Source organism: Corynebacterium sp. (assembly GCF_052107835.1).
Classification (GTDB): Bacteria; Actinomycetota; Actinomycetes; order Mycobacteriales; family Mycobacteriaceae; genus Corynebacterium.
On record NZ_JBQEDF010000014.1, the window covers coordinates 1 to 26,179 of the forward strand.

General features: G+C 65.6%; 20 protein-coding genes and 1 pseudogene. 8 read left to right on the plus strand and 13 right to left on the minus strand.

Annotation, left to right across the window (positions count from 1 at the left end; translation table 11 throughout):
- Positions 1 to 516, plus strand: a pseudogene (locus tag ACTIL2_RS05420) (3-oxoacyl-ACP reductase); the annotation flags it as partial.
- Positions 517 to 740: 224 nt separating this feature from the next.
- Here ACTIL2_RS05420 and ACTIL2_RS05425 read toward each other — a convergent pair.
- Positions 741 to 2,198 (minus strand): MFS transporter, encoded by a 1,458-nt coding sequence (locus ACTIL2_RS05425; protein ID WP_096157496.1) that lies wholly within the window; start codon positions 2,196 to 2,198, stop codon positions 741 to 743.
- Positions 2,199 to 2,623: 425 nt separating this feature from the next.
- On the opposite strand from ACTIL2_RS05425, the gene mobF reads away from it, so the two are divergent.
- Positions 2,624 to 6,067 (plus strand): MobF family relaxase, encoded by a 3,444-nt coding sequence (gene mobF, locus ACTIL2_RS05430; protein ID WP_164742864.1) that lies wholly within the window; start codon positions 2,624 to 2,626, stop codon positions 6,065 to 6,067.
- A 63-nt stretch (positions 6,068 to 6,130) separates the two neighbouring features.
- Here mobF and ACTIL2_RS05435 read toward each other — a convergent pair whose 3' ends face one another.
- The 5 genes from ACTIL2_RS05435 to lanKC all read right to left on the minus strand — a co-directional run bounded on the left by ACTIL2_RS05435 (position 6,131) and on the right by lanKC (position 12,889).
- Complete coding sequence (locus ACTIL2_RS05435; RefSeq protein ID WP_096167728.1) at positions 6,131 to 7,996, minus strand: prolyl oligopeptidase family serine peptidase; 1,866 nt, start codon at positions 7,994 to 7,996, stop codon at positions 6,131 to 6,133.
- Positions 7,996 to 9,378 (minus strand): FtsX-like permease family protein, encoded by a 1,383-nt coding sequence (locus tag ACTIL2_RS05440; protein WP_442336444.1) that lies wholly within the window; start codon positions 9,376 to 9,378, stop codon positions 7,996 to 7,998. Before ACTIL2_RS05440 ends, ACTIL2_RS05435 begins: the two co-directional genes overlap by 1 nt.
- 25 nt (positions 9,379 to 9,403) lie before the next feature.
- Positions 9,404 to 10,117 carry an ABC transporter ATP-binding protein gene (locus ACTIL2_RS05445; RefSeq protein WP_232254192.1) on the minus strand — a complete coding sequence of 238 codons (714 nt, stop codon included), beginning with the start codon at positions 10,115 to 10,117 and terminating at the stop codon, positions 9,404 to 9,406.
- Between the two features lie 111 nt (positions 10,118 to 10,228).
- Positions 10,229 to 10,363: a hypothetical protein gene (locus tag ACTIL2_RS05450; protein ID WP_257943974.1), complete on the minus strand. Its 135-nt coding sequence runs from the start codon at positions 10,361 to 10,363 to the stop codon at positions 10,229 to 10,231.
- A gap of 30 nt (positions 10,364 to 10,393) precedes the next feature.
- Positions 10,394 to 12,889 (minus strand): class III lanthionine synthetase LanKC, encoded by a 2,496-nt coding sequence (gene lanKC / locus ACTIL2_RS05455; protein WP_096167732.1) that lies wholly within the window; start codon positions 12,887 to 12,889, stop codon positions 10,394 to 10,396.
- A 149-nt stretch (positions 12,890 to 13,038) separates the two neighbouring features.
- On the opposite strand from lanKC, the gene ACTIL2_RS05460 reads away from it, so the two are divergent.
- On the plus strand, positions 13,039 to 14,277 hold the full coding sequence (locus ACTIL2_RS05460) for a sensor histidine kinase (protein ID WP_096167735.1): 1,239 nt from the start codon (positions 13,039 to 13,041) through the stop codon (positions 14,275 to 14,277).
- The gene (locus tag ACTIL2_RS05465) at positions 14,274 to 14,912 is read left to right on the plus strand and encodes a response regulator transcription factor (protein WP_232254143.1); all 639 of its coding nucleotides are present in this window, start codon (positions 14,274 to 14,276) and stop codon (positions 14,910 to 14,912) included. The genes ACTIL2_RS05460 and ACTIL2_RS05465 overlap by 4 nt, the downstream gene beginning before the upstream one ends.
- 350 nt (positions 14,913 to 15,262) lie before the next feature.
- On the opposite strand, the gene ACTIL2_RS05470 is transcribed toward ACTIL2_RS05465, so the two are convergent.
- From ACTIL2_RS05470 to ACTIL2_RS05480, 3 genes are read right to left on the minus strand one after another with little or no spacing between them, the layout of a single operon-like run.
- Entirely contained in the window at positions 15,263 to 16,627 is a 1,365-nt protein-coding gene (locus ACTIL2_RS05470) for an MFS transporter (protein ID WP_096157490.1), read from the minus strand.
- The gene (locus ACTIL2_RS05475; RefSeq protein WP_086589209.1) at positions 16,624 to 17,286 is read right to left on the minus strand and encodes a formyltransferase family protein; all 663 of its coding nucleotides are present in this window, start codon (positions 17,284 to 17,286) and stop codon (positions 16,624 to 16,626) included. Before ACTIL2_RS05475 ends, ACTIL2_RS05470 begins: the two co-directional genes overlap by 4 nt.
- On the minus strand, positions 17,283 to 18,161 hold the full coding sequence (locus ACTIL2_RS05480; RefSeq protein ID WP_096167763.1) for a ThiF family adenylyltransferase: 879 nt from the start codon (positions 18,159 to 18,161) through the stop codon (positions 17,283 to 17,285). The genes ACTIL2_RS05475 and ACTIL2_RS05480 overlap by 4 nt, the downstream gene beginning before the upstream one ends.
- Positions 18,162 to 18,190: 29 nt before the next feature.
- Between ACTIL2_RS05480 and ACTIL2_RS05485 the strand changes: the two genes are divergently transcribed.
- On the plus strand, positions 18,191 to 19,000 hold the full coding sequence (locus tag ACTIL2_RS05485) for an ArsR/SmtB family transcription factor (protein WP_232254141.1): 810 nt from the start codon (positions 18,191 to 18,193) through the stop codon (positions 18,998 to 19,000).
- Positions 19,001 to 19,210: 210 nt separating this feature from the next.
- On the opposite strand, the gene ACTIL2_RS05490 is transcribed toward ACTIL2_RS05485, so the two are convergent.
- Both ACTIL2_RS05490 and ACTIL2_RS05495 read right to left on the minus strand, forming a co-directional pair.
- The gene (locus ACTIL2_RS05490) at positions 19,211 to 19,492 is read right to left on the minus strand and encodes a 3-oxoacyl-[acyl-carrier-protein] synthase III C-terminal domain-containing protein (RefSeq protein ID WP_083476082.1); all 282 of its coding nucleotides are present in this window, start codon (positions 19,490 to 19,492) and stop codon (positions 19,211 to 19,213) included.
- Between the two features lie 138 nt (positions 19,493 to 19,630).
- Positions 19,631 to 20,209 carry an ABC transporter ATP-binding protein gene (locus ACTIL2_RS05495; protein ID WP_442336445.1) on the minus strand — a complete coding sequence of 193 codons (579 nt, stop codon included), beginning with the start codon at positions 20,207 to 20,209 and terminating at the stop codon, positions 19,631 to 19,633.
- 72 nt (positions 20,210 to 20,281) lie between these two features.
- On the opposite strand from ACTIL2_RS05495, the gene ACTIL2_RS05500 reads away from it, so the two are divergent.
- A complete protein-coding gene (locus ACTIL2_RS05500; RefSeq protein WP_442336446.1) occupies positions 20,282 to 21,061 on the plus strand; it encodes a TetR/AcrR family transcriptional regulator in 780 nt (259 codons plus the stop codon).
- Between the two features lie 20 nt (positions 21,062 to 21,081).
- On the opposite strand, the gene ACTIL2_RS05505 is transcribed toward ACTIL2_RS05500, so the two are convergent.
- Together ACTIL2_RS05505 and ACTIL2_RS05510 are read right to left on the minus strand one after the other, a co-directional pair.
- Complete coding sequence (locus tag ACTIL2_RS05505) at positions 21,082 to 23,217, minus strand: RecQ family ATP-dependent DNA helicase (protein ID WP_442336447.1); 2,136 nt, start codon at positions 23,215 to 23,217, stop codon at positions 21,082 to 21,084.
- Positions 23,218 to 23,311: 94 nt separating this feature from the next.
- On the minus strand, positions 23,312 to 23,812 hold the full coding sequence (locus ACTIL2_RS05510; RefSeq protein ID WP_442336448.1) for a hypothetical protein: 501 nt from the start codon (positions 23,810 to 23,812) through the stop codon (positions 23,312 to 23,314).
- Between the two features lie 108 nt (positions 23,813 to 23,920).
- Here ACTIL2_RS05510 and ACTIL2_RS05515 point away from each other — a divergent pair, with 108 nt between their 5' ends.
- Together ACTIL2_RS05515 and ACTIL2_RS05520 are read left to right on the plus strand one after the other, a co-directional pair.
- Complete coding sequence (locus ACTIL2_RS05515) at positions 23,921 to 24,667, plus strand: O-methyltransferase (protein ID WP_442336449.1); 747 nt, start codon at positions 23,921 to 23,923, stop codon at positions 24,665 to 24,667.
- Between the two features lie 78 nt (positions 24,668 to 24,745).
- Positions 24,746 to 26,083 (plus strand): dicarboxylate/amino acid:cation symporter, encoded by a 1,338-nt coding sequence (locus tag ACTIL2_RS05520; RefSeq protein WP_442336450.1) that lies wholly within the window; start codon positions 24,746 to 24,748, stop codon positions 26,081 to 26,083.
- The last annotated feature ends 96 nt before the right edge of the window (positions 26,084 to 26,179 follow it).

A 26,179-nucleotide genomic window follows, 5' to 3' on the forward strand; every position in this document is an offset into this window, starting at 1 on the left:
CACCACGGTCGTGAACAACGCGCTGGCTGACTTCTCCTTCAACGGCGACGCCCGCTCCCACGCGGACCAGATCTCCTACGAGGAGATCACCGCACAGTTCACCGGCTCCGTGCATGGGCCTCTCAACGTCATCCAGGCCACCCTTCCCGGCATGGTCGAGGCGGGCTTCGGCCGGATCGTCAACATCGGTACGAACCTCTTCCAGCACCCCGTCGTGCCCTACCACGACTACACCGCGGCGAAAGCAGCGCTGCTGTCCCTGACACGCACCTTCGCCGACGATCTCGGCCCGCAGGCCATCACGGTGAACATGGTCTCCGGGGGCTGCTGCTGACCACCGACGCCTCGGCGGCGACCCCTGAGGCGGTCTTCGAGGGCATCGCCGCGGGCACCCCGCTGCGGGCGGTGACGACGCCGGATCAGCTCGCCGACCCAGTCGTATTCTTCGCTTCCCCGTGGGCCAGGGGTGTGACGGGTCAGAACCTCATCGTCGACGGCGGACTCGTCAAGGGGTGAGCGGCGTGGAAGGCAAGCAGGCCCACTTCAACCTCTTCATCCACGGTGTCGGTCATCGCAGCGCGGCCTGGTGGTCACCGCCACGTCGTGCAGCGCAACGACCGACTGCGCCTCGTCCCTGAACACCGTGACCACGCCTCTCTCATCTCACTCTTCGTTTAAGCAGAGCCCCTGCAGAAGCCCCGTTCATTCCCTTGACGGACACGCCGTCAACACCCTTCGGTCTAGATTTCTGGGGCGCTCTTCTCTCCGTGGGCTCGGAGCATGCCGAAGGCGACGAGGCCCGCCGCGAGCACGGTCAGAGCGATTCCGCCCCAGGTGACCGCGAGTCGGAACTCCGCGGTCTGCTCGGTCGGCCAGGCCGATGCGGTGAGGTGCCCGGTGAAGATGGCGGCGAGGAAGGTTCCGCTCAGGGCGATGCCCACGGCGGTTGCGAACTCGCCGGCTGTATCGGCCAGGGCCGCGCCGACGGTGGTCCGGTCTTCTGGAACTCCTTTCATGACGTTGGTTCCCGCGACGACGCCGACGACCCGCATTCCCGCCGCGACGAGCACGAGGGCCACAGCGATCCAGACGTATCCGACGCGTCCCAGAAGCGCGTAGACGGCCAGGCCCACGACGACGGCAGAGGCGCTGAGCCAGGCCGCTCGATCGAGTCCGAGCTTGTCGACGAGGATCGAGATGACGGCGCCGCCGGCGACGAGGACGATCACTTGCGGAAGCATGCCCAGTGCTGCCTGGGCGGGCGTCCATCCCCAGTCGAGCTGGAGCTGAAGTGCAACGAGGTACCCGATACCTGCGACGGCGAGGTTGGCTGCGCCTTTGAAGGCCAGTCCGCTGGACACGAGCGGGCTCGCGATCAGCTGCAGGTCCAGCAGGGGGTATTGGAACGAGCGCTCGCGCCAGGCGAATGCTGCCGCGAAAGCGATGGTCGCGGCCACCCCGGCCCAGGGGAACCAGGTGTCTGCGCCCACTTCGACGAAGAGGGCGGGGGCGAGCAATGCGGATGCGATGGCCGCGGTGCCCAGGATGGCTCCCCAGATATCGACAGGATCGCGGTGAAGCTCTTCTGGCCGGTCGGCGGGAATGCCTTTGCGGATCGCGATGAAGGCGATGGCTGCGATCGGCACGTTGACCAGCAGCAGGGTCTGCCACGGTGCGATGGCGAGGACGAAGCCGCCGGCGATCGGGCCGACGGCAAGGCCGATGAGTCCTACGGTGGAGATCACCGTCATCGCGCGTACCCGGAGGCGGTCATCGGCGAAGAGCCGGAACGCGAGAGCCAGGGAGCCCGGCGTGGTCATCGCGGCGGCCACCGCCATCGCCGCGCGAACGGCGATGAGCTGCCCGGCAGTGGCCACGAAGGCTGTCGCGAGACTCGTCATCCCGAGCAGCACGAGCCCGGCCAGCATCATCTTGCGTCGGCCGATGCGGTCGGCGACGGCGCTGAGCGCGAGCATCAATCCGCCGAACACGACGGAGTACACGCCAGTCACCCATTGCAATGCGGTGGCGGTGGCCTGTAGTTCCCGGCCGATGGTGGGCAAGGCGACATTGAGGATCGAGTTGTCGAGCATCTCGAACAGGAACACGGCCGACAGCCCGGCCAGCGCGATCCACGCGTCCTTCAGCGTGTGAGGCGGCTGCGCGGCCTCGGACTGGTGGCTGGGACGACGAATCATGGGTCACTCCTTCTCGGTGAAGAAGTGACGGGCCGTTCGTCCCGTGTGTGCTCGTGCGCTCTGTAGAGAGCCTCGTCTTCAACAGCGACGCACGTTTTTACTTCCGATGATCCCAGACTACCACTCGAGCGACACGCGTTTCAGGAGGCGAGCCTCCCCGCCCCTTCCTCCTGGTCCTAGTGTCTGTTCGACCTCGCCACAGTCTCAACACTCGTCTCCGCCCTCACCCTGACTCCTCCATACCGGATCGCTGGACCACCCAGAGCTGTCTCGACTCATCGGCTCCAGCCCGGCAACTCACCCTCGCGATGGCCTCCCCGATCAGCCCCGCCGCCTGAAGACACAAATAAATGGACGCATGTTACCGGCGGTAGTGCCCGCGCACCTTCCTCACGAAGCGACTCGTGAGGAAGGCGGTGACCGGCATGAAAGGCGGCGTGACCCTCTTTCGTGGACCGGGCACGGCCGCTCGCCGGTACCTCGAATCCGACCGGTCGACCGCGGATGACTATTACCTCGAAGGCGGCACGGCGCTGGCGGACTTCACCATCACCAACGCCGCCGGTGAGGTCGTCGCGAACACCGGGCTGGACCCGGAGCAGTACGCGGGCTGGGTGGACTGGACCCATCCGCTGACCGGGGAGCGGATGGGCATCCCGCGCGAGGCTGGCGAGGTCCGGAAGGGCTCCCCGCGGTTCGCGGAGATGGTCGTCAACACCCCCAAGAGCTTGTCGATCGCCGCCGCCCTGCACCCGGAGGTCTCTGACGCCCTCGACGCCGCGCAACAGGAGGCGGTGGCCGAGATTCGGCGGTGGCTGGCCCAGCACGCCTACACGCGGGTTGGCCCGCGCGGGGAGCAGGAGATCGTGCCGGCGGAGTCGTTGCAGACGGTGGCCGTGGTGCACCGCACCAGTCGTGCCGGTGACCCGCACCGGCACGTGCACTTCCAGATCGGCACCCGCGTGCCCGCCGCGGGCAAGTGGCGTGCCCTCGATACTGCGGTCCTGTTCAAGCAGCAGGGCGCGATCCGTGCACTCGGTGCCGCGGTGATCGCCGCCCACCCGCAACTGGCCGCAACCCTGGACCGGCACGGGCTCACCCTCGATCCCGTCACCGGGGAGGTCACGGAGCTGGAGCAGTTCAACCCGGTGATGAGCAAACGTGCCCATCAGGTCGAACGCAACCTGAAGCAGTTGGAGGCCGAATGGGAGGCCGCACATCCCGGCGAGGAGCCCGGCCCCGTCGTCCGCGCGCGGCTGCTGCATAAGGCGTGGGCGCATGAGCGGCCGAACAAGAAACCGTCCGACCTTGGCAACGAAGACGCCTGGCGGCAGGAGCTGGTCGAGGCCGGTTACGACCCCGAGACCCTCACCCGTGCACCGACACCCGTGCGGGTGTCCGTCGATGACCTGCGCGTGCAGGAGGTCGCGAACCGTGCTCTGGACCGGGCTGCGGCGGGTGGGTCGACGTGGACGGTGCACACCGTCCGCGAGCACGTCACCCGCATCACCACCGACCACGGCGTGCAAGCGACACCTGCGGAGTTGCGCGAGTTCGTGCAACTCGCCACCGACCTTGCAATAGGAGATTGCTTCTCGGTGCTCCCGCCCGATGCCGTGCACCCTGAGCATGTTGCACACCTCACCTCGCTGCGGGTCGTGCAGGCTGAGACGCAGTTGCGTGACCGGCTCGAAGCGCAGGCCCCGAATCGCGAGCCTCGCCGCCCCGACCTCAGTACGCACGCCGCCAGGCATGGACTCGACGCGGGGCAGGCTGAGGCTGCTGCCGCGGTCGCCTCCCGTGACCCGCTCGTGGTCGTCGAGGGGGCGGCTGGGTCGGGGAAGACGACCATGCTCGCCACCGCCATCGAAGCCCTCGAACGCGACGGCGGGTCGGCGCGGGTGGTGACGCCAACGAAGAAGGCCGCCCAGGTTGCCGGTGAGACGTTGAAGGTGCCGGCTGATTCCGTGGCGGCGCTCGTGTACGCGCACGGGTTCCGGTGGAATGACGACGGTGTCTGGACCCGCCTCAAGCGCGGCGAGACGGACCCCACGACTGGCCGTGTCTACACGGGGCCGCCCGAAGGTGCACGGTTGGTGCGCGGTGAGCGGGTGATCGTGGACGAGGCCGGGATGCTCGACCAGGACACCGCCCTGGCCCTCCTCACCATCATCCGCGAAGCTCGCGCGTCGGTGGCGCTCGTCGGCGACCGCGCCCAACTCCCGGCAGTCGGTCGCGGCGGCGTCCTCGACATGGCCGCGCACATCCGCGGGGCAACCGTGGACATGTCTGAGCTGCACCGCTTCGCCGACGAACAGTACGCGGCCCTGACGTTGCGGATGCGCGACGGGAAGGACCCGGCGGCGATCTTCGACGAGTTGCACGCCCTCGGCTTGGTCCGGCTGCATGCCGACGATGACGGGCTGCGTGAGCACATCGCCGAGCACACGGCCCCCGCCGATGCGGTGACCGTGGCGACCAACGACGAGGCCACCGCCCTGAACGAGCGCATCCGCACCCTCCGCGTCGAAGCCGGCGAGGTCGACGACACCCGCACCGTGACCGGCTCCGATGGTCTACCCATCGGTGTGGGTGATCTGGTGCAAGCCCGGCAGAACGATGCCGAGCTACGGGTGGCGAACCGGCAGGCCTTCACCGTCCAGGGCGTCGGCGAGGACGGTACGGTGCACGCGTTCGAGACCGGCACCGACCGCAAACACAACGTCACGGTCACTCTCCCCGCCGAGTACGTGGCTGAGCATGTGCACTTGGCCTATGCTGCCACCGCCTACGGAGTCCAAGGCGCGACCGTGAACAGTGCGCACACGGTGCTCTCCGACGCCCTCGACGCGGCCGCCGTCTACGTCGGCGTCACCCGCGGAAGCGGCCGCAACGAACTCCACGTGATCGCTGCGGACCTCACGGAGGCGAGGGCGCAGTTCGTCGAGGCGATGGGCCGCGACCGCGCCGACCGTGGCCTGACCGACGCCACCACCCGAGCACACGAAGCCATCGCCGGTCTCGTCAAGGACGGACCAGTCTCGATGATCTCGGAGGAGCTGGCGCGGCTCGACAGGGTGGCGGAGAAGGCGGAGCAGCGGGCGGCCTGGTGGGATAGCGTCGGCGATCAGCTCACTGCGCTGTCGGCCCGGCATCGGGAGGAGACGGGCGAGAGCATCACCGCCCTCGCCACGGCCGAGGAGCACGCCGCCACCGTGCGGGCCAAGACCACCGCGCCGCTCCTGGCCCGAGCAGAGGCCGAGGGCCGCGAGTACCTCGACGCCGCGGGCGAGGAAGCCCGGGCCGCCGGGCGACTCGCGACGGCCGGGTGGTTCGGCAAGCGGCGTGCCCAGCGCGAGCACGACGCCGCCCGCGAGCACACCCAGGCCCTGCGCGGCCGCCTGTCCGCAGAGTGGGGAACCCTGCCACGGCATACGGACGACCTTCACGCGTGGGCGGGCCGTGTCGCCGCCCAGCAGGCCGAGGAGGCCCCCGAGGTGCTGGAGGCCGACGAGACCGTGACCGCAGCGCGGCGGACCCGCACCGGCATGCAGGAGCGGCAGCGCCGCGACCGGCTGACGCTCCTGGCGCGCATCCACGGGGCGGACAAGGTCCGCCGTGACCCCGACCGCTACCTGCGCACAAGCCCCCGCAGGAAAGCAGCCAAGTGGAGGGCCTCGGCCGAAGAGACACGGGCCGAGGCCGCCGAGCTTCGCGGCCTGCCGCCGGATCAGGCCGTGTATCTTATCGAGATCAAACGCGCCGCCGCCGAAACCCGCGAGACAGCACTCCGGGAACGGCAGCTCCCCGAAGATCAAGACCCCACCCGGAGTACTCCCGGCCGAGACGGACCGGCACGCGGCCTCTAGATTGCGGGCCGACCACCTGCTGCTGTTCGAGGAAGGTCCGTGAACCACGTTTCTCCCTCTCCGTCACGGCTCGGTTTGATAGCCGGTTCGGGTCGTGCTGGGCGTTGAGCATGTAGCCGGGTCCGACCGCCCAACTGTTCCTGCGGGTTTGTTCGGTTCGTACGGTGCTCCGAGAACATCGAGCATCCAGGCGTGAGCAAGCGTATTCTCGTCGTCTGCGGCTTCGATTGAACCTCCCGCGAGGTGACCGCCGGGAGTGACTCGTTGGATGACGTGTCCGGGGCGACGTGAGTTCGAGGCGTCGCGATAATGCTGGCTGAAACGATGGATGGCGTCATTGTCAGCTCGGGCGTCGCGCTCAGCCGCACGAATCCAGGCACGTGGGAGTGGATAGCTCTGTGCGGGAAGCTCCTGGATGCGTGCCATGGGCGAGAGGCGTTGGAGGAGATCCCGGATGGCGGGGTCGTGCCGGGGGTCGCCGTACTCAGCCCGGTCGGTTGATGCCAGATTCGATGCCGAATTCGTCAGGGTTGCGAGTGGGTCGAGGAAGGGATGTACGAGGTGCAGGCCTCGCAGCCATGTTGGTTGACGCAGGCATGCGGTGGCTGCGGTCAGTCCGCCCGCACTGGCGGCGGTCACGACGATGCGGTCGGCCGCGATGGCGGGCAGGGCGCGAAGTCGAGCCAAGCAGGCGAGGAGGTCGTCAATTGTGCGGTATCGGTATTCGCCTGTCGCTTGCCGGTGCCATTGCGGGCCCAGCTCGCCTCCGCCGCGAATGTGACAATAGGCGACGGCCACGCCGCGAGCCAGGAGGTCGTCAGTGAAGGGATCGAAGGGGCCTTCGAGACTGATTCCGTAGGCTCCGTACACGTGGACGACCAAGGGGTGCGTCTGTTCTCCTGGTGGGAGGAAGAGCGTGATCGGGATCATCGTGTCGTCTTCGCTTGCAGCATCAAGACACAGGGCGGAGGCGCGCCCGGTGGACTCTAGGGAAAGGTTCTTTCCCACTTCTGCCGGCACCGCCTGGGGTCGATGTACGGGTGATGAGGCGAGGAGTATCAGTTGCTCGTTGCCCGAGTCGAAGGCCGGGAGCATCGTGCCCGCGGGGGGCGCGGTCCATATAGCTTGCGGTCCGTGGGCTGGCAGCCAGATAGCTTGCCGCCCGTTGGCCCTTCCGATGACAAGGAACGCATCGCCTGACGGTTGGAGATGCTCGGCGGAGAATCCGGACGGGGTCTCGGCCAAAACGTGTTCGCGGCAATAATCCCAGAGCCGCCCATTTGGTCGATCGAGAACGACCACTGTCTGCTGCGAGATGGTGACGTCCGCATCAGAGGTGCGCTGTGTCAGCGATTGGCAGGTCGGGTTCGTGTCGTCATGGCCGGAGATGATCCAATGCCGAGCGGTGTCTGAACCGCGGGAGGCAAGAATCGCCGTGTCGTCGGTGACGCTGCGAAGTTCAAGGCGGCGTGTGGAGTCCGGCTCTTCCGATAAGACAGTCGGCCGGGCGCTCTCCGGATGCCACCAGAGCAGCTGGTGCGGCCTGAGGAATCGGTCTCGGCGTATCCAAAGAAGCCCACTTCCAAAGGCGCGCACACGAGGCGAGACGGGAGCTTCGTCATGCGCGAGTTCGACGCCCTTCGCGGCGGCGGTGTAAATCAGGAGTCGGTAGTTCTCGTCACCATCGGTGTCGCCGACAACGGCGAACATGGTATTGCCTGCCGCTGGAAGGAGTGACTCTCCAGCCCGGAGTGTGATCGTCTCGGTGGTCTCGGCACCGGTAGGAGTCTGAAGCCGGATGGTGTGGACGCGCTCTTGCGACGTACGCGCTGGTTCCTGCGCTTGAGGCCGGAGTGTTTCGAGTGCGCGCAGGTGTTCGGCGAGATCACGGATGTGTGGCTCGATGACGCCGACGGCAGTCCGCCCCATCAGGGTCCCTGCTCTCGCAGTTGTGCGCCTGGTCCGTCGCGCAGCGGTGCGATCGTCGGGATCACCAGAATGATGAACAGCAGGAGCCACGAGGCGAGCAACCCGAGCAGCATGCTCGGCAGCGGCCACACCACGACCGCGGCCCCGTCGAGAGCAGCTGCTGACACGAAGGCGCAGACCAGTCCGCCGGTGACCACGGGAACGACTGCCGTGACTGCGGCGGCTATGGACATCGCGAAGCTTTCCGCCGCGATGAGGACGCGGACCTGTCCTGCGTGCATGCCGGCTGCCTGGAGCAAGGCGATCTCGCGTCCGCGTCCGCGAGCCGACAGTGCGACCACCGCCGCGCTCGTGGCGAGCATCGACACGGCGACAACGGCCACGATCGTCCACACATCGGCCAGGTTCGTCGGTGTCCCAGGTTGAAGGATCTGGGTCATCGCGGCCACCGAGTTCACCGCGCACAGCAGCAGGCCGATTCCCCCAAGGCCGGCAGCCAATGGGGCAATCGTCGTGGTACTGACTTGTGCCCGTGCTGCCGCGGCACGAGTGCCCAGTGCCGGCACCACCAATCCTGCGCGCGCAAAGAGCTTGTGAAGGAGCCAGAAGATGAACCTGACGATCTCGGGACACAGGAGGTAGACGGCGATCAAGGCACTGCCACCGGCGTTGACTGCGAGGTTGAACATCGGGCCGGGTCCGGTGGAACCGAGCTGGGAGGCGAAGCTCGAAGCCACGACAAGAGCGGCGGCGCCCACGAGGAAGAAGAACCCGCCGATGATCCGGAAGACCGTCGAGAGAGTGCGCCGGCCCGGCTGGTGGAATGTGCGCAGCGCGACGCTGGGTTGGATACGGGATGCCCGCCTGGCGGGCATCAGCCCGCCGACCATCGCCGTGACGACGCTGATGACAACGATCGCCACAGGGGCCCAAGGAGCGATGGTGAATCCCGGCAGGTCGACGCTGGCAGACACTTCCGTATTGAACGCCGGTATCGCCCAAAAACCCAGGAGAGTCGAGGCAAGGGCACCGAGGATCGCACCGCAGAGACTCACGATGACCAGGACAAGTAACGCGGATAGGAACACTGCTCGTGGAGATGCCCCGAGCAGGAGCCAGAGCGCGTGGGAGTGGCGGGTGGCTTGGATGCTTGCGCGACCGACCACGGTCAGGGCGACCCAAGAGACGAGGGCAATCACCGTGTAGATGGTGACCGAGAGGATCTGGAACTCGGCGAGGGGCACGCCCGCGCTGGCGACGGCGGCACGGAACTGCGGGGCGGTCGTCCAAGCGAACTGATGGACGCAGAGACCGATCATCGTCGCGATCACGGCGACGACCGCGATAGCGGGTGCCCATTGCCGCCATTCGTCGGCGAACATTCTCAGAACGTAGCGTTGCATGCGCTCAGGCCCCGAGACCAGACATGATGCCCAACAGCTCCTGGCTGGTGGTGCGGCCGACGGTGTCAACGGTGCGGCCATCGTGCATCACGATGACGGTATCGGCGAAGGCTGCGGCCTCCAGATCGTGGGTGACCATGACGATCATCTGCCCCTCGTCTGCCATCTGCCTCAGTGTGTGCAGGACGATACCGGTGCTCTGGGAATCCAGCGCTCCTGTCGGTTCGTCGGCGAAGACGATGCCCGGGCGTCGCGCCAGAGCCCGACACAACGCGGTCCGTTGTTGTTCGCCGCCGGAGAGTGTCCGCGCTGGTGCACGGCGTCGATGGCCGAGACCGAACGACTCGACGAGGTGGCTGATCGTGTCGTGGGGCACCTTCGCCCGATCAAGCTGGAATGGAAGCGTGATGTTCTCCTCGACGGTGAGGAAGGGAACGAGATTGTACTGCTGGAAGACGAATCCGATCTCGGTTCGGAGCATGCTCGCGCGCCTGCTCGCCGATTGACGGTAGATATCCTGACCGTTAATGGTGACTGTCCCCGACGTTGGTTCATCGAGACCGCTGAGGCACATCAGCAATGACGACTTACCAGAGCCGGAGTGTCCCACCACTGCCGTCAGGCCGCCACCGTGCAGCTCGAGGTCGCATCCGCGCAGGATGTCGGTCGTCGTCGGCCCCGATTTCACGACCCGTCGGAGGTCTGTGGCGCTGAGCATCGTGGTCAAGGCAGCTTCTTCCGTCAAGAGAGGTGGACATGGTCATGGGTGGTGGCCACGGTTCCGATTGCGTGCGCGCTCAGGACCGCGGCCACCGGTTGTGAGGGGGCCTCAGCAGTTGCCCCACGTGATCGAGCTGGGCCAGCCCGGGCACGGCGGGTTCACACTGAAGCTGCTCACGCGCGCGGCATCGTGCGCGTCGACCTCGCCTTCAATGGTCTGGAACTCAAGGATGCGGTTCATCATTCACCTCCTTTCACCGCGGATGTCACCCGTTCAGATTCCGAACGGGAGGCTTGGGCTGTCGTCGAGGATCTCGTTCAGGGCGGCGAGTACGCCGCTGGCCCCGGTGAGATAGTCCGACGACAGGCGAAGATTCTGGTTTCCTCGGAAGAACACCCCGGTGTCATCTGTGACGGCGTGGAGGCGCAAGGACTGAAGGTGTGAGGCGATGACCTCGTCGAGTACGGGGCTCGGTCGATGACGCACTCGCCGGTTGAGGTAAATCAGGAAGCCGGCGAGTCCGTGGGCAAGTGATGCTTGGGCGCACTGGTGGTAGGTGGCTGCCGCGTCGATTCCCGCCAAGGGGTCGGCGAACACTTGTGTGTCCGTGACGCGCTGTAGTTCGAGGATCGCCAGTCCGACCCCGAGGGAGCCGACGCCGAGATACGGCAGGGTTCGCCAGCCCTCGTCGAATTCCAAGGTGGCGTTCTTCGTTGTCGTGCATCGAGCGAGATCCGCCTCGATCGCGCGTGTGGCAAGGGAGACATATCGGCCTTCCCCTGTCTGCTCATGGAGCCTGGCGAAGAGGATCGCGGCCGCGCACCAGCCGTTGAGCAGGCCCACGGTTTCTCCCTGGACGCCGTCGTCGAGGAGCCTCTCCAGGTGGTGTGCCGCCATGAGCGGATCATCACCTGATGCGAGGTTGTACAAGCCCACGCCGGCCCAGCCTGACCAGAGAGTCGGATCGGTCGGCTCCGATCCGGATGCGGGCTCCAGGGCGGTCAGTGTTTGACCGAGATCAGCATCGCGCGCGGCATGCGCCAGGCCTTCCCGGCCGCGCAGACCTCGTGAGTGAATGTCGCCAGTACGGGCGGCCAGCCATGCATCTGCGGTATGACGGTCGATCCCGGCCGGTGAGCGGCGTAGTTGGTCGATGATTCCTGCGGCACCGTAGGGGTATCCTGCTTGATGCTCCGCCCCGTCGGAGGCGAACAGGGCGATGTCTCCGGGTGCGAGCGGACCCTCGTCGCCCCAGTCCATCAGGCTCCGAAGACCGCGTGTGATCTCCTCGCGTAGCCTGGCATCCGTGAGGGCTTCGATTCCGCGGACTCGGTCATCGAGCTCACCCCTCCGCGTCGCAGGCAACACATCGACCGTGGCCCTGCGGATCGAAGCGCGTACAGACTCGGGTACAGCAAGCGAGTGGGCGCCGCTGTTGAGCAGCTGCTCGATCTTCCAGGCATTGCCCTGATCGGCAATCGTGGCCTGGGGATAGATCAAGTCCAGTTCCAGCATTCCCATCGACCACCGATCGGCAGCCGTGCCGGTCAGTCCGAAGAAGGGTTCATAGCCCGGAGCGCCCTGCTGGCAGCGCCAGTCGGGGTCCATGCGGTGTGCGAACTCGAAATCGATGAAACAGGGGGTGGTCCCGTCTCGCATGATGACGTTCTTGGGGTGAATATCGCCAAGGAGCCATCCCGCATCGTGTACAGCGGTCAGAGCCTCATCCAGGCGTTTAACAGTAGAGGCGAGCCAGGCCACGTAGGCGTCGTCCTGGAGATCCCAGGGAGCAGGTCGCAGCACCGGGGTGCGTGTCATCCATTCTCGTTTGAGGTCCTGACCCTGGATGTGCTCCATGACGAGGAATCGGTGTTCCCATGCGGTGAACGACCCGTAGTAGGCCGGAACGCAGTCGAGACCTTCCAGCCCTTGCAGCACGTCGGCTTCATGGCTGAGCCGGGCCACTGCGTCGGTCCCGTCGACGTCCAACCCCGCATGGGGGCGTGCTTCCTTCAAGACGACGTTCGTGCCTGCTGGAACATACTCATCGGTTGTGGCCTCAGCGAGGTACACGCCGCCGCCGTTGGAGAAATGGAGCGCAGAGCGCATCGTGAAAGGGAAATGGACGTCTTCGTCGCCGGCGGCAGCGTCCACCTTCTCCGGCAGTGTCGCCCATTCCGGAGGCGTGTACGTGGGCCGACGTGGATCTTCGACTTCGTTGCCTTCAGGGTCGATCAACGTTGAGACGAAGGGTGCGTCATCGGATGGCGGGACGAAGGCACCGTATCGGAAGTAGACAGGCCCTGATCTCCATCGCTTGTCTGAGAGGATATACGGTCCTTCACCTCCAGCGAGGAGACCGTCAAGTTCGTCGAGAGCGAATGCGAACTCCTCGTCGGAGCTGGGATAGACAGTGATGAACTTCCCCGCGGCAGAGCGGTCCGCATACTTGCTGTTTTGGTTCAGCAGGTCGCGGGCGGAGGCCAGATGCTTGAACGCCAAACCGGCACGGAAACAAAACCGCGCCGTGGTCGAGATCACGGTCTCCGCGTTCTCGGACGTCGCCGAGACGTGAATCTTCCACCCCTGCCGAGGGAATGACCATTCATCCGGGATCCAGTTGATCCACGGGTACGTGGTCTTCGAACTCCACCCGGCACCCGCATGGGTAGAAACATCGAAGACGTCACCGGTCTCATCAACAACCGCAGGAGCATAGAACGGATTTCCTGGCTGACAGTACCGCAAGTACTGAAGATCGAGTGGCATCGTTGCTCCCCTCTGCGTCTGGACTCCTGCGGTTGATATGCCTTTCACGCTATGCCCGCACGCGGGGCCAGCGCGTCCACCCACGGTCACGACATAAACATGACCACGGTCATGGGTGCTCAGCAGTCAGCGAAGCTAGGCTTGACCGTATGGGTTCGTTCCACGTGAGTGTCGAGCGCACGCTGGTGGTCCTCCAAGCAGTCGCGCTCTGTTGCCTGCTCACCGCGGCAGTTCTGCGTGCCGTCGACGCGGTGCAAACAGGAGATGGCCTCCCCGTCGCCATCACATGGCTGGCTCTCGTGCCGATCATCACCGCCCTTTGGGCCCTGCGCCCGCGCGTGGTCCGCGCCGGCCACGGTGTCGAATGGACGATGCTTGCCGTTCTCCTGGCAACCCCGGTCGCCGTTTTCGGCACCCTGGACTTCACCATCCCGGTCCTGCTTCTGGTAGTCGCGTTCGCCGTCGTTGACGTCTCTCTCAGGGCGGGGGTCCATGCAACTATCTGGATCTCGTGCGTAGGTTTCGCCCTGCATGTATTCGGCAGTCTGACGTCGTGGAACGCGTTTCTCGCCGGTGCGACACAAGGATTGATCAATGTCGTCCCCGTCGCCGTGCTCTTGTGTTTTGGGATCGCCCTCGGTCTCTCGCTGCGCAGTTTCGAGAAACGTCGGCACGATGATCAGAAGGTGATCGTTCGCCTGCGCCATGCCACGGAGATGGAAAAAGAACTCCTGCTTTCCGACGAGCGAGCCCGGAGCGCGCGAGAACTCCACGACGGGCTCGGTCACCGCCTCACGCTTGTCTCGATGAGCCTCGAACTGGCTGAAAGGATGCGTGGGATCGATGTTGACCAGGCGTGGGAGGAGATCCGCACCGCCAAGGACACCACCAGTGACGCTCTCGCCGAGATGCGGATGTGGGTACGAGCCCTGAATCCAGTCCGAGACGCCGGAGCCCGCGGCCTTGCCGCACTTGAGCTCATCGCCGAATCGTTCCGAGGCACCGGTCTGACTGTGGACGTGTCTGGTGATGAAGCGTCAGACCGTGAACTCGCCAGTGATGACGAGGTCGCGCTGCTGATCTACCGCGCAGTTCAAGAAGGTTTGACCAACGCCTTGCGTCATAGCCGAGCCCGGACAGTGCGTATCTTCCTCGCAGTAAAGGAGCGCCGAATGGAGTTGGCCGTCATCAACGACTTCGGATGGGCCACGGCCGCCGAACCGCCGGAGTCAGTACCCGACTTCGGGTTCGGGTTGCGAGGAATTTCCGATCGCGCCGCAGAGCATGGCGGGTCCATGCACGCCCGCAGAATTGACGGCGAGTTCCACCTCGACGTCGTTGTGCCGCTCAGCGGCTCTGGCGCCCCCGGCCGAGAGGAGACGACGTGACCAGTCCAGACTCGATACGAGTGCTGTTGGTTGAAGATCAGCAGCTGATACGTCGAGGCCTGACCATGCTCCTCTCCACGGCCGGTGGGATCGAGATCGTGGCCCAGGCATCGGATGGGGAAACGGCACTCGCGGCCCTAGCCGATGAAGAAGTCGATGTGGTTCTCACAGACGCGCGCATGCCTGGTATGGACGGCGTGGAACTCACATCCCAATGCGCCACCCGATACCCTGGTCTGCCGGTCCTGGTCCTGACGACCTTCGATGATGATGCACTCGTGCAGTCGGCACTGGCTGCCGGTGCCTCGGGCTTCCTACTCAAAGACACATCTGTCGAGGGACTCACAGCTGCATTGCATGCGGTAATTGACGGTGGGATGGTGATCGATCCGCGCGTCGCGAAGGCAGCGATGCGAACTAAAGACTCCCGAGATGAGCCTCTGGCGATACTCACTCGCGGTGAACGCATAGTGGCCGAACTCGTCGCCCGTGGGCTGACGAACCCCGAGATCGCCGAAACTCTTGTTCTCGCCGAAGGAACCGTCAAGAACCATGTTTCGGCCCTCCTGCGGAAACTCGATGCGAGAGACCGCACAGCCTTGGCCCTCACGTTGTACAAAGCCCTAGGCGACTGACCTCAGGGCTACAAGCCTTGCAGCGCGCCTCGGCTGCCTATGCATGAGAACGAAACTCCTGGAGCGTCCAGGAAAGACGCGCTCCGGAGCGTTCCTCGCCGAGACAGACCCGTACAGTGTCATTAGTTCGCCGGTGGTTTGCCCCAGTCAGGGCGCTTGGTTAGGTGCCACGACCCGCACGAGGGGCATTCGTAGATCCGCAGCGGCCCTGCCCGTCGCGACCGTTTCAGTGCTACATGCACGGCGTCATCATAGTGCTCGTATTCGCGTTTACCAGTTTCGGAGCACAGTACGCGTTCGACTGGCGGCTTCTTCGACCTCCTCCGATGGTGCTTCATCACACAATGATTCTAAACTTCAGGTGTAACTGGCTCCTGTAGGTGACTGATGATGGTGGCAGCAACTACGAGCGCTGCGGCACCGAAGACTCCACCGGCGACCGCGACGGCTGTGTGGAAGCCTGTGAGGAACGCTCCACTGGCGACCATTGCGCCGAGGACTGCGACGCCGACGACGCTGCCGGTCTGGCGGGCGGCATTGATGACTCCTCCTGCGATGCCGACATGTTCCGGCGGGGCCGAGGCCACTGCGGCCGAGGTCGCGGCCGGCATCGCGAAGGCCATCCCGAATCCAGCCGTGAAGGTCAACACCGCGACCACCACGTAAGGGGTTTCTGCGGTGAGCAGCACGAGGCTGCTGAAGCCGATCGTGCCGACTACCAGGCCGGTGAGCATGGTGGGGAACGCGCCCCACCGGGCGACGGCACGGCCGCCCAGCGGTGACGCGACCACGGCGCTGCACGCCTGTGGTGCCAGCGCGAGGCCTGCCAGCCACGGCTCGTATCCCAGGTACTGCTGGAAGAAGAGGGAGAGCACGAAGAGTTGTCCGAAGAAGCTGATGTTGAGCGCGAGCCCTACCATTGCGGCCACGGAGAACCGGGCACGAGTGAACAAGGCCATCGGCAGCATCGGGTCCGGGTGTCGTCGCTCTGCGATGATGAACAGGGCGAGGAAGACGCCCCCGGCGATCAGCACGGCTACCTGCCAGGGTGACCATCCGTGTTCGCCTGCGGTGATGACTGCATAGGTTACTGCCACCAGCGTGAGCACGGAGAGCACCTGTCCGGGTAGGTCCACCCGTCTCGCGCGACTGCCCGTGAGCGCGGGAATTGCCCACAAGGTGAGCAGACAGCCGATAGCGACGATGGGGAGGTTGACCCAGAACACCGCCCGCCACCCGATCGTCGACACCAGCGCTCCGCCCAGGACCGGTCCGATCGCGGCGGCAACACCTCCTGCGCCGCCCCACAGCCCGATGGCGCGTGCTCGTTCCTTCGGATCGTCGTACACAGCCGACAGCAATGCCAGAGAGCCCGGCACGATCGCTGCCGCGCCCACGCCCTGGACGGCGCGACCAGCGACGAGGAACCCGCCTGTGGGAGCGAGGGCGCACACGGCCGAGAGCACAGCAAAGACCACCAGGCCAGCGAGGTAGACCCTGCGGGCCCCGAGACGGTCGCATGCGGCCCCAGCTGTGAGAAGGAACGCGGCGAACACGAGGGTGTAAGCGTCGACGACCCACTGCAGTGAGCCCACCGTCGTGTCGAGGTCAGTGCCGATCTCGGCGAGGGCGACATTGACGATGGTCGTATCGAGCATGACGATGAAGAAACCGAGGAGGGTCGCGACCAGCGCCGTGCGCCGATGCGCGGTCATACGCGAGACTCCAGCGAAGCCTCGGCGGGCGGGTGGCCGAAGTAGGTGCGCTTGCTCAGGTCTTGATCCCAGGTCCGGTAGGACCGGTCCAGCAGTGTCGGCAGCACCAGATCGAACAGGCGCCAGGACGCGGCGAAGTGCATGTCCCGGATCTCCCTGGCCGTCTCTCCCCCGGTGAGCGCGAGGAGTTGCTGGGCGACGAGGGGGCCCTCGTCGAGCCCAGCTGTCGTTCGCACTGCGGAGACTCCGCCCTGGGTCTCGTGGTTCTCGGCCATCCAATAGAACGGTGCCAGCCCCGCATAGCGGGGCAACGGGCTGGGGTGGAAGTTGAGGGCGTCGTAGCTCGGAACCGCGAGGAGTCGCTGCCCGAGCCGCAGCTGGTAGTTGGCGACGATGAAGTAGTCCGGCGCCAGGCCCCCAATGGCGGTAATGAATTCGTCGGTGTTGATGTGCGCCGGCCGCAGCGTATGCACATCCAGCTCGGCGGCGTCCTTCGCGAGGTCGAGGGGCTCGGGCTCATCGAGGTAGTAGTCACAGAGTGCGCCGGGTTCACGCAGCACCACAGCCGCCAGGATGACATCATCGTGCCTGGCAAGTCGGGTGAGGAAGTAAGAGCCAAAGACGGAATTGGTCTCGGTGAAGAGCACCATGCGTGTCATTTCGCCCACCACGCCTTCTCAACGGTCTTCGCTTCCCAGGTCAGGGTGTCGAAGAGCGCGTACCCGGGCTGCACGGGCAGAGGCGTACGGCCGGGCAAGTCCATGATCTCTTGGGCGAGGCGTTCAACGAGGACGCCTTCGGCCAGGGGCGGGCAGGCTCCGAAGATCGGCATCGTCTGCTTCTCCACGAACCACTCATCCAGCGTGCCTGGCGAGGGGAAGTCCTGATGCTCGGGCATGATGCGTTCCATCAGCCGGTGGATCACGTCCGGGGTGAACTCGGCATCCTCGGGGAGATCGTAGACCTCCTCGATGGGCATCGAGTCCTTCGTGTAGGTGAACACGACCGTCGAGTGCGCGACGGTCGGGATCTTGAACATGAACCTGCACCGGTCCGAGGCGGGGAAGGCGCGATGGAGGGCGTAGCGGTTGCTGATCTGGTAGAACTCCATCTGGTCCATCACATAGTCGCAGCCGTCCATGAACTCTTCAGCCGTGTCCGGGGTGATGCCCTCGGGGAAGACATCGATGTTGGCATCCCCGGTCAGTGCGAAGACCTGCTCCGCGACGACTTCGGCCTTGTTGCGGCCGATCGTGTCTCGCCCGGCGCCGTACTGGCGTTGCACGTTAGTCAGGTCGAAGTGGTCGGGATCGGCCAGTTTCAGGTTGAGTGCGCCCATGCGCACCAGGCGGGCGGCTGCGGCACCGCCGATGCCCCCGGTGCCGACGATGCCGATCACGGCATCGCGCAACCGTGCTTGGCGTTCACGCTGTTCCTCGGTGGTGTCGCCGAGCCAACCCAGGTTGCGGTCAACGCGTTCCCAGTAGAAGTCCTCATCGTAGTGCCCGCGTAGCCGTTGGCGGTCCCCGTTCATCGCGATCGCTCCCTTCGTCTCCTGATGCAATGAATCTGGTGAGTTCAGACTGCGCCTGCGATTGTTCGGTCGTCACCGAACAGTTCCGGGTGCACACTGGAGGCATGGTTGCGCGCGTGTTTCCTGAAGCGGTCCCGGATATCTCGACAGTCGCGTCGGCTCTGGCTGACTCGTCGCGGGCGGCCATGTGTGCTGCGCTCATGGACGGGCGGGCCTGGACGGTTGGTGAACTGGGCAGGTACGCGGGCCTGGCCCGGTCGACGGCGAGCGAGCATGTTGACGTGCTCGTCACCCACGGTCTCGTCCACGACATTCGGCAGGGCCGGCACCGCTACATTCGCCTGGCCGGGGAAGACATCGCACGAGTGGTCGAGAGCCTTGGCGTGGTCGCCCGCTCGCCCCTGCCCACTCCTCACAGCCTCAGCGCGTCACGGGCGAATGCGAACCTACGTGAAGGCCGCACCTGTTATCAGCACCTCGCCGGTAAGCTCGGGGTGCGCCTGGCTGAACAACTGGAAGAGCACGAGTTCATCGACTCGCACTGTCAGGTCACTAATCAAGGTCATCGCTTGTTCATACAGTGGGGTGTGCCCCCGAAGATGCTCGACACGGGCAGGTCGTGCATGGACTCCACCGAACGCCGCTTCCACCTCGCCGGCCCTCTCGGCACGGGAATCTGCAAGACTCTGCTGGATAAGGAATGGCTTTCCCGCAGGGGTCGTACCCGGGCCGTGCGTCTCACTCCCGCCGGGCGGGCAGCGCTCAACGACGCGGGGATCTCCCTCAATTGCCCGACAGCCGTCCCTGAGGGCTTCAGTCGTTCTTTGGCACCGGCGTGACCTTTCGGACGATCGAAAGCCGGTCGGAACAGGATGAGAGTTCCTGGCAAGGGTTGAACGGATCAAATTCGCGCGATCCTGGACGATCCGCCTGGGGATAACGAAGCATTTGGTCAAGAATATGAGGCAGCCAATCGCTTCAGGGAGACTGCCTCACATCCGTCATTGCGTAATCCTGAATTTCAAGTCAGTAGATGCGCGTGCCGTTCATCACTGTATGAGGGTGAGGCCGACGGACATGCCACCACCGAATGCCGCTAAAAGCACGTAGTCGCCAGGGATCGCTTGGCCGGGCGTGGCGAGTTCGCTGAGAGTGATCGCGATGGAGGCGGAGCCGGGGTTGCCGAGCCGTTCGACAACCAAGTGCTGGGTCGCGTTGGGCAGGTCGAGGGTGTCGAGGAGTTCGGCGAGCATGACGCTATTGGCCTGGTGCGGCACGAAGTGCGCCGCCTCTGACGGGGCGACGCCGGCGTCAACGAGGAAGGAATGGATGGTGCAGCACCGCGTGTGGCATCGGTACCGTCGACACGCTCACCCGTGCCTTCCGCAGAGCCTTGAACGTCGCCCCGAACGAGTACCGAAACAGGTTCCGTATCGACTAGGAACGCCGGGACGTCCTTGTCCGGATCTCTACGCTGCCAAGGCATATCCGGTAGACTGGGAGAGCAAGCAACGGGTATCTCCCTTGAGCATCTTCGGCTCGTCGAGGAACAGGACGTCCGGGGTGCGGATCAGGGAGACCGCGATGTCGAGGCGCCGGCGCATGCCGCCGGAGTAGCCGGAGACCGGACGGGTGGCCGCATCGGTCAGGGCGAAGCGGTCCAGCAGTTCCCGTGCCCTCCGCTTCGCGTCCAAGGAGGGGAGGCCGAGGAGCCGGGCGAACATCACCAGGTTCTGCTGGCCGCTGAGGATCTCGTCGACGGCGGCGTCCTGTCCGACGACGCCGATGCGGCGGCGGACCTCGGTGCCGTCGCCGACATCGATACCGGCGATTCGTGCGGAGCCGAAATCGAGTGTGGTGAGCGTACTGAGGACTCCGACGGCGGTGGACTTGCCGGCTCCGTTGGGTCCGAGGAGTCCGTGGATGGTGCCAGCGGGGACGTGCAGGGTGAATCCGTCGAGGGCGTGGTGGTCAGGATCCTTCCCGTGTCCCTTGTATGTCTTGACCACGTCTGATGCGTGGATGGCGGGTGGGGCGGCAGTGCCCATCTATAACTCCTAACGGTGTTCGGACTTGCGGAGGGCTTTTCAACATACACCGTTCGGAGTAAGGTGTCAAAGATGGCCGATGACAGTGAGAAACAGTCCCCCGACCGCATGCTGCACCTGGTGTGGCGGCACCGGCTGGGTGAGGAATCCGGTGCGCGCGGGCCGAAGAAGAAGTGGTCACTCGACCAGTTGGTGGACGCCGCGATCGACTTCGCTGACGCCCAGGGCATCGAGGGGCTGGCCGGGCTGTCCATGCGCAAGCTCGCCGAGCAGCTCGGTACGTCCGCGCCCACGCTCTACACGTACGTCCCCGGCAAGGACGAGCTGCTGGGGCTGATGATCGACCAGGTCATGGGCAGGACGGAGCTGCCAGGGTTCGGGGAGGGGGCCGGTGCCGGTGAGGTGCGGGACCGCCTGCGGACGGTGTCCCGTGTGACCTGGGACGAGATGCACAACCACCCGTGGTTGCTCGGGGTGCAGAACCACCGTCCGATGATCGGGCCGAATATGTCCGAGCGCTACGAGTGGCAGCTGTCGGCGCTGGAGGGGTGCGGGCTCGACGACGTCGCGATGGACCACACCATCTCGCTGATCGAGTCGCATGCCTCGGCAAGTGCTGCCGCCCACATCAATGCATCCACCATCGCGCGGAGCTCCGGGGCCAGCGACCTGGAGTGGTGGGAGGCCAATGAGCCGGTCCTGACGCAGATCATGGCCAATGACGACTACCCGATCTCCGGACGTGTCGGTTCGACGGTCGGTGAGAAGTACCAGGCGATCACCGACCACAGGGCCGTCTACGAGTACGGGTTGGATGTCATCCTCGACGGGATTGAGGCCCGTCTCGTGTAGTTGCCTGGATCCGGCGTGCCCTACCCGCGCAGCCCCAGCGCGAACGGCAGGACGGCTTTCGCGCCGGCGCGGCGCAGCTCGCGCCCGGCGACGGTCAGCGCCCAGCGCGAGCCGATCTCGGTGTCGACGAGCAGCACCACCAGACCGTCGACGGCGGCGGCGGTCTCTGGCCCGACGTCGACGGCACCGTGCAGGTTCCGCACCCGGTAGGAACTGTTGACCTCGGGTGATCCAGGATCGCGGGTGTAGGTCAGCTGCCCGCCATCCTGCATCTGCCCGATGCGTGCCAGGCCCGCCGCCAGGTCGGTGACCGTGACCGGACGCGTCACGCCCGGCATCGCGACGACCACGGCGGGACGCTCCTCCCAGTCCCACCCTTTGAGGACCTCGATGCACCAGTTGGCGATGTTGGTCGGGATTGCCGCGTCCTCCGCACTGTCAGCCAGGAACCCGCGCACCACCTGCCCGGCTCCCAGGTCGGTGAAGCGGGCGATCGCACGGCCCCCGGACACCCGCTCGTCCGGCGGGATCTTCCCTTTCAGCGGCACCCCGACCTTGTCCATCCCGCTCGGCCACTGGGCCCGTGGGTCCACGGGCACACCGACCCCGGAGAGGATCTTCCTCGCCCCGGATTCCCGGTCGGAACTGACCGTGTCGTCCCACCACACGCGATCGCAGACATCGCAGCGTCCACAGTCGTGGGCGTGCGGGTCATCCAGCGCCTCGGCGAGGAAGCGCATGCGGCACATGCGCCCCGCCTCGTAGTCCAGCATCGCCTGCGCCTCGCGCTTCCGGGTCTCCGCCACCGCCGCATAGCGCCCCGCGTCGTAGGACCAGGGCTCCCCGGTGGACACGAATCCGCCGGCCACCCGGTCCACTGCACCCTCGACCTGCAGGGTTTTGAGCAGTAGGTCCAGGCGGTTGCGTTTCACCCCGACCATCGGCTCCAGCGCCGGCACCGACAGGGGGGAATCGCTCTGCGACAGAGTATCCAGCACGGCCCGTGCCTCGTCCTCGTCCGGCATGGACGCGGTGGCGAAGTACTCCCAGATGTCCGGGTCCTCGCGACCGGGCAGCAGCAGCACATCGGCGGACTCCGTGGCACGTCCGGCGCGTCCGACCTGCTGGTAGTAGGCCACCGCCGAGCTCGGCGCACCCAGGTGGACCACGAATCCCAGGTCAGGCTTGTCGAAGCCCATGCCCAGCGCGCTGGTCGCCACCAGCGCCTTCAACCGGTTGGCCTTCAGATCCGCTTCGAGGCGTTCGCGGTCCTCGGCGTCGGTGCGTCCCGTGTACGTCGCCACATCCCACCCGGCCTCCTTCAGGGCACGGGTGGTGTCCTCGGCGGCGGAGACCGTGAGTGTGTAGATGATCCCGGAGCCGGTGAAGTCGCCCAGGTGCTCCGCCAGCCAGCCGATCCGGTGTTCCGGTGAGGCCGTGGGTGCGACACCCAGACGCAGCGAATCGCGCGACAGGGCTCCGCGCACCACCATGGTGTCCTCGCCCAGCTGCGCGGCGACGTCCTCCACCACCCGCGAGTTCGCCGTCGCCGTTGTCGCCAGGACGGGGAGTTCACCGGGCAGGCTCTCCAGCAGCGCGCCGATCCGCCGGTAGTCGGGACGGAAATCATGGCCCCAATCCGAGATGCAGTGCGCCTCGTCCACCACGATCATCCCGACACCGGCGTGGTCGGAATCCAGGAGCGGGCCCAGGACGCGCTCGCGGAACCGCGGGTTCGTCAGTCGTTCCGGGGAGATCAGCAGGACGTCCAACGTTCCGTCATTGAGGTGGCCGAGCACCTCGTCCCACCCGGTCACATTGGAGGAGTTGATGGTCGCCGCGTGGACTCCGGCGCGTTCCGCGGCGGCCACCTGGTCGCGCATCAGCGCCAGCAACGGGGAGATGATCAGCGTCGGGCCAGCCCCCTGCTCACGCAGCAGACGGGCCGCCACGAAGTACACGGCCGACTTACCCCACCCGGTGCGTTGGACGACCAGGACGCGTTGGTGCCCGCTGACCAGTGCACTGATCGCTTCGTACTGGCCGTCGCGGAAGGCCGCGTCCGGATTGCCGGTGAGTTCCCGGAGGATCTCCGTGGCACGCATGCGCAGACTGTCGTCGGAGGGGTTGGTGGGTGTCGCGGCCGTGTCGGTCATGGGGACCACCATAGGGGAGGGGGTGGACACGGTTGGGCCGCATGGTGGCCACGCACCCCGGGGCCCCGCGCGGTGCAGCCTGCCGGAGCAGTGCCTAACGCCGCGTCCGGACGATCGAGACCCCTGCGCCGATCAGCACGAGCGCGATGCTGGCGCAGAACACCAGGATCAGGTACCCCACGCCCCACATTCCCGTCGTGTCGTACCCGTTGGCATCCACCGCGAAGGAGGTCGAGAAGCCGAACAGGCCGCCGAACGCCACCACGAAGGGACCCGTGCGTTTCCATCTGGTGAGAAGTCCCAGGCCGATGATGAAAGTGAGCGCGGAGATGACCGCGGCGACGATGGCCCAGGTCGCGTACCCGGATGGATCGCCCCAGCTGAACCACGCGAGCCACAGGACCACCCCGGTGACCGCACTGCACGCCCCGGCGGCAATGTTCCCCAGTCGGCGGTCCGCGTCGAGGTAGGACGCGGTGTTGTCCTTCTCGTCCCGGTGGAGGAACACCAGTACCACCGCCATCGTGAGCATCGGCGGGCCACCGAACATCAGGATGATGGGGCCGACACTGAGGAGAGAATCGATGGTGCTCATGTGTCCACCGTAGCGACCACGTCCCCGCGCCTACTGTGCCCTGTCGCACGGCCCGAATTTCGCCAATCTCGTATAGGGTCACCTAACAAGTCGCTAGGGTGGCCGGACATGAGCCACACACAGAGCAAGCGCGCACCTTCGCCGTTGGACGACACCGCCAGAGAGGTGGCCGACCGACTGCACGGGAAGTCACGTCGGCAACTTGTCGGCAGCATCGTTCCGGTCATCCGGGAACGGATCCGCTCCCGAATCAAGGACGGCACGTGGGATCCCACCCAGACGGACACGGGAAAGGAGTTACTCGCCGACAAGATGGTCGCCCTGGACCCGGAGAAGGCGGCGCTGTGCCACCTGCTCTGCCGCAGTACTGGGGCGCGGCGGGTGGTGGAGATCGGGACGTCCTACGGGGTATCGACCATCTACCTCGCCGACGCCGTCCGGAAGGCAGCCGACGCTGACAATGCCGAAGGCACAGTGGTCTGTGAGGGCACAGTGATCGGTACCGAACACGAAGCCGGGAAAGTGGCGGAGGCCCGGAGGAACCTCGCCGACGCAGGCCTGGGGGACTACGCGGAGATTCTCGAGGGCGACCTGCGTGAAACACTGCCGGATCGGCTGGCGGCACTCGACGGTCCCGTCGATTTCGTCTTGATGGACATCTGGATCCCCATGGCACTGCCCGCCCTGGACATCATCACTCCCCACCTGCGGCCCGGCGCCCTGGTCGTCTGCGACAACGTGGTCGCCGCGGCGAAGGACTACGCCGACTACCTGGAAATGGTGCGTGACAGCGGCGCCTTCGAGTCTGTGACCATCCCGGGGCAGGGTGGCACGGAGATCTCGATGAAGGTGTGAACCCGGCGCAGCGGCAGCAAAGCGTCCGACACCACTGTGACGCTTCCCGGAAACATCGATTCCGTAGCTTTTACACGCATGACGCAGAACGAGCAGAGAGAAACCCCCGCAGCGAAGGCCATCCGCAGACGGAGAATGCTGCGAAACCCGGCCCTACTCATCGGTGTCGGCGCCGTCGCCGGCATCGTCTTCGGACTCATCGTCGGCGACTGGGCGGCGAACCTCCAGTTCATCGGTGACATGTTCATCCGGTTGATCCAGATGTCGATCGTGCCGCTGGTCATGGCGTCCGTCATCGTCGCGACCGGGTCGATGACCGGCAAGGGGACGGGAAAACTGGCGGGCAGGACGTTCGGCTGGATGATGGGCTTCTCCTTCATCGCCGCCGTCCTGGCCTGGGGCCTCGGAAGCCTGGTCCGCCCCGGCGACGGCATGGTGTTCGAGGGGGAGATCGACCCGTCCCTCGAGGAGGAGGCCGAAGCGGCCGGCGGCTGGCAGGACACACTGCTGGATTTCGTCTCAACCAACATCGTCGAGGCGATGGCGACCGCCGACATGCTGCCGATCATCGTGTTCTCGCTGATCTTCGGCATCGCCCTGCACAGCTACATGTCGAAAACGGGGAACCGCACGCTGATCACCATGTTCGAGAGGATCCAGGCGGTCGTGCTCACCATGATCCAGTACGTCATGTACGTCGCCCCCATCGGCGTGTTCTGCCTGCTCGCGTCCCTGACCGGGGACCAGGGGCTGTCGGTGGTCACCTCTGCACTGCAGTACCTGGGTGTGACACTCGCCGGGGTGCTGATCCTGATGGTGCTGTTCGTGCTCGTGATTTGGATGCGGACCAGGCTCAACGTGTGGAAGCTCCCGGCGAAGCTCGCCGAGCAGACCGTGATCGCGGTGACCACCACCAGCTCGGCGGTGACCTTCCCGGCGGTGCTGCGCAACACGGTGGAGAAGGTCGGTGTCAGCCAGCGGGTGGCGAACTTCACCCTGTCCATCGGGCTGACCATGGGCTCCTACGGTGCCGTGCTCAACTACATGATCGTGATCATGTTCCTGGCGCAGGCGGGTGGGGTGGAACTGAGCTTCGGGCAGATCGTGCTCGGTGTTGTCCTGTCCATCATGCTGAACATGGGCACGATCACCGTCCCCGGCGGGTTCCCGGTCGTGGCGATGTTCCTCGCCGCCTCCCTGGACCTGCCGGTGGAGGCGGTGGGCCTGCTCATCGCCGTGGACTGGTTCACCGGCATCTTCCGGACGTTCCTCAACGTCAACGGCGACACGTTCGTGGCGATGCTCGTGGCCGACGCCGACGACGACATCGACAGGGACGTCTACAACGGGAAGAAGACCGTCAGCGCCAAATACGACGAGAAGCTGATGGACGAGGCCGCGAACTCCAAGGACTGACGGCTCTACCGGAGAGGCACTGGCGTGGGGAGAGGATCCCATCGGCAACTTCGCACCGCTTTGGCCATTTCTGCTTAAGCCGATGCACCGAAAACG

Excerpts from the sequence above, each read along its gene's own strand:
- ACTIL2_RS05425 (WP_096157496.1), bottom strand. The coding sequence starts at position 2,198 with ATGATTCGTCGTCCCAGCCACCAGTCCGAGGCCGCGCAGCCGCCTCAC.
- mobF (WP_164742864.1), top strand. The coding sequence starts at position 2,624 with ATGAAAGGCGGCGTGACCCTCTTTCGTGGACCGGGCACGGCCGCTCGC.
- ACTIL2_RS05435 (WP_096167728.1), bottom strand. The coding sequence starts at position 7,996 with ATGGGGCGGACTGCCGTCGGCGTCATCGAGCCACACATCCGTGATCTC.
- ACTIL2_RS05440 (WP_442336444.1), bottom strand. The coding sequence starts at position 9,378 with ATGTTCGCCGACGAATGGCGGCAATGGGCACCCGCTATCGCGGTCGTC.
- ACTIL2_RS05445 (WP_232254192.1), bottom strand. The coding sequence starts at position 10,117 with ATGCTCAGCGCCACAGACCTCCGACGGGTCGTGAAATCGGGGCCGACG.
- ACTIL2_RS05450 (WP_257943974.1), bottom strand. The coding sequence starts at position 10,363 with ATGATGAACCGCATCCTTGAGTTCCAGACCATTGAAGGCGAGGTCGAC.
- lanKC (WP_096167732.1), bottom strand. The coding sequence starts at position 12,889 with ATGCCACTCGATCTTCAGTACTTGCGGTACTGTCAGCCAGGAAATCCG.
- ACTIL2_RS05460 (WP_096167735.1), top strand. The coding sequence starts at position 13,039 with ATGGGTTCGTTCCACGTGAGTGTCGAGCGCACGCTGGTGGTCCTCCAA.
- ACTIL2_RS05470 (WP_096157490.1), bottom strand. The coding sequence starts at position 16,627 with ATGACCGCGCATCGGCGCACGGCGCTGGTCGCGACCCTCCTCGGTTTC.
- ACTIL2_RS05475 (WP_086589209.1), bottom strand. The coding sequence starts at position 17,286 with ATGACACGCATGGTGCTCTTCACCGAGACCAATTCCGTCTTTGGCTCT.
- ACTIL2_RS05480 (WP_096167763.1), bottom strand. The coding sequence starts at position 18,161 with ATGAACGGGGACCGCCAACGGCTACGCGGGCACTACGATGAGGACTTC.
- ACTIL2_RS05485 (WP_232254141.1), top strand. The coding sequence starts at position 18,191 with ATGAATCTGGTGAGTTCAGACTGCGCCTGCGATTGTTCGGTCGTCACC.
- ACTIL2_RS05495 (WP_442336445.1), bottom strand. The coding sequence starts at position 20,209 with ATGGGCACTGCCGCCCCACCCGCCATCCACGCATCAGACGTGGTCAAG.
- ACTIL2_RS05500 (WP_442336446.1), top strand. The coding sequence starts at position 20,282 with ATGGCCGATGACAGTGAGAAACAGTCCCCCGACCGCATGCTGCACCTG.
- ACTIL2_RS05505 (WP_442336447.1), bottom strand. The coding sequence starts at position 23,217 with ATGACCGACACGGCCGCGACACCCACCAACCCCTCCGACGACAGTCTG.
- ACTIL2_RS05510 (WP_442336448.1), bottom strand. The coding sequence starts at position 23,812 with ATGAGCACCATCGATTCTCTCCTCAGTGTCGGCCCCATCATCCTGATG.
- ACTIL2_RS05515 (WP_442336449.1), top strand. The coding sequence starts at position 23,921 with ATGAGCCACACACAGAGCAAGCGCGCACCTTCGCCGTTGGACGACACC.
- ACTIL2_RS05520 (WP_442336450.1), top strand. The coding sequence starts at position 24,746 with ATGACGCAGAACGAGCAGAGAGAAACCCCCGCAGCGAAGGCCATCCGC.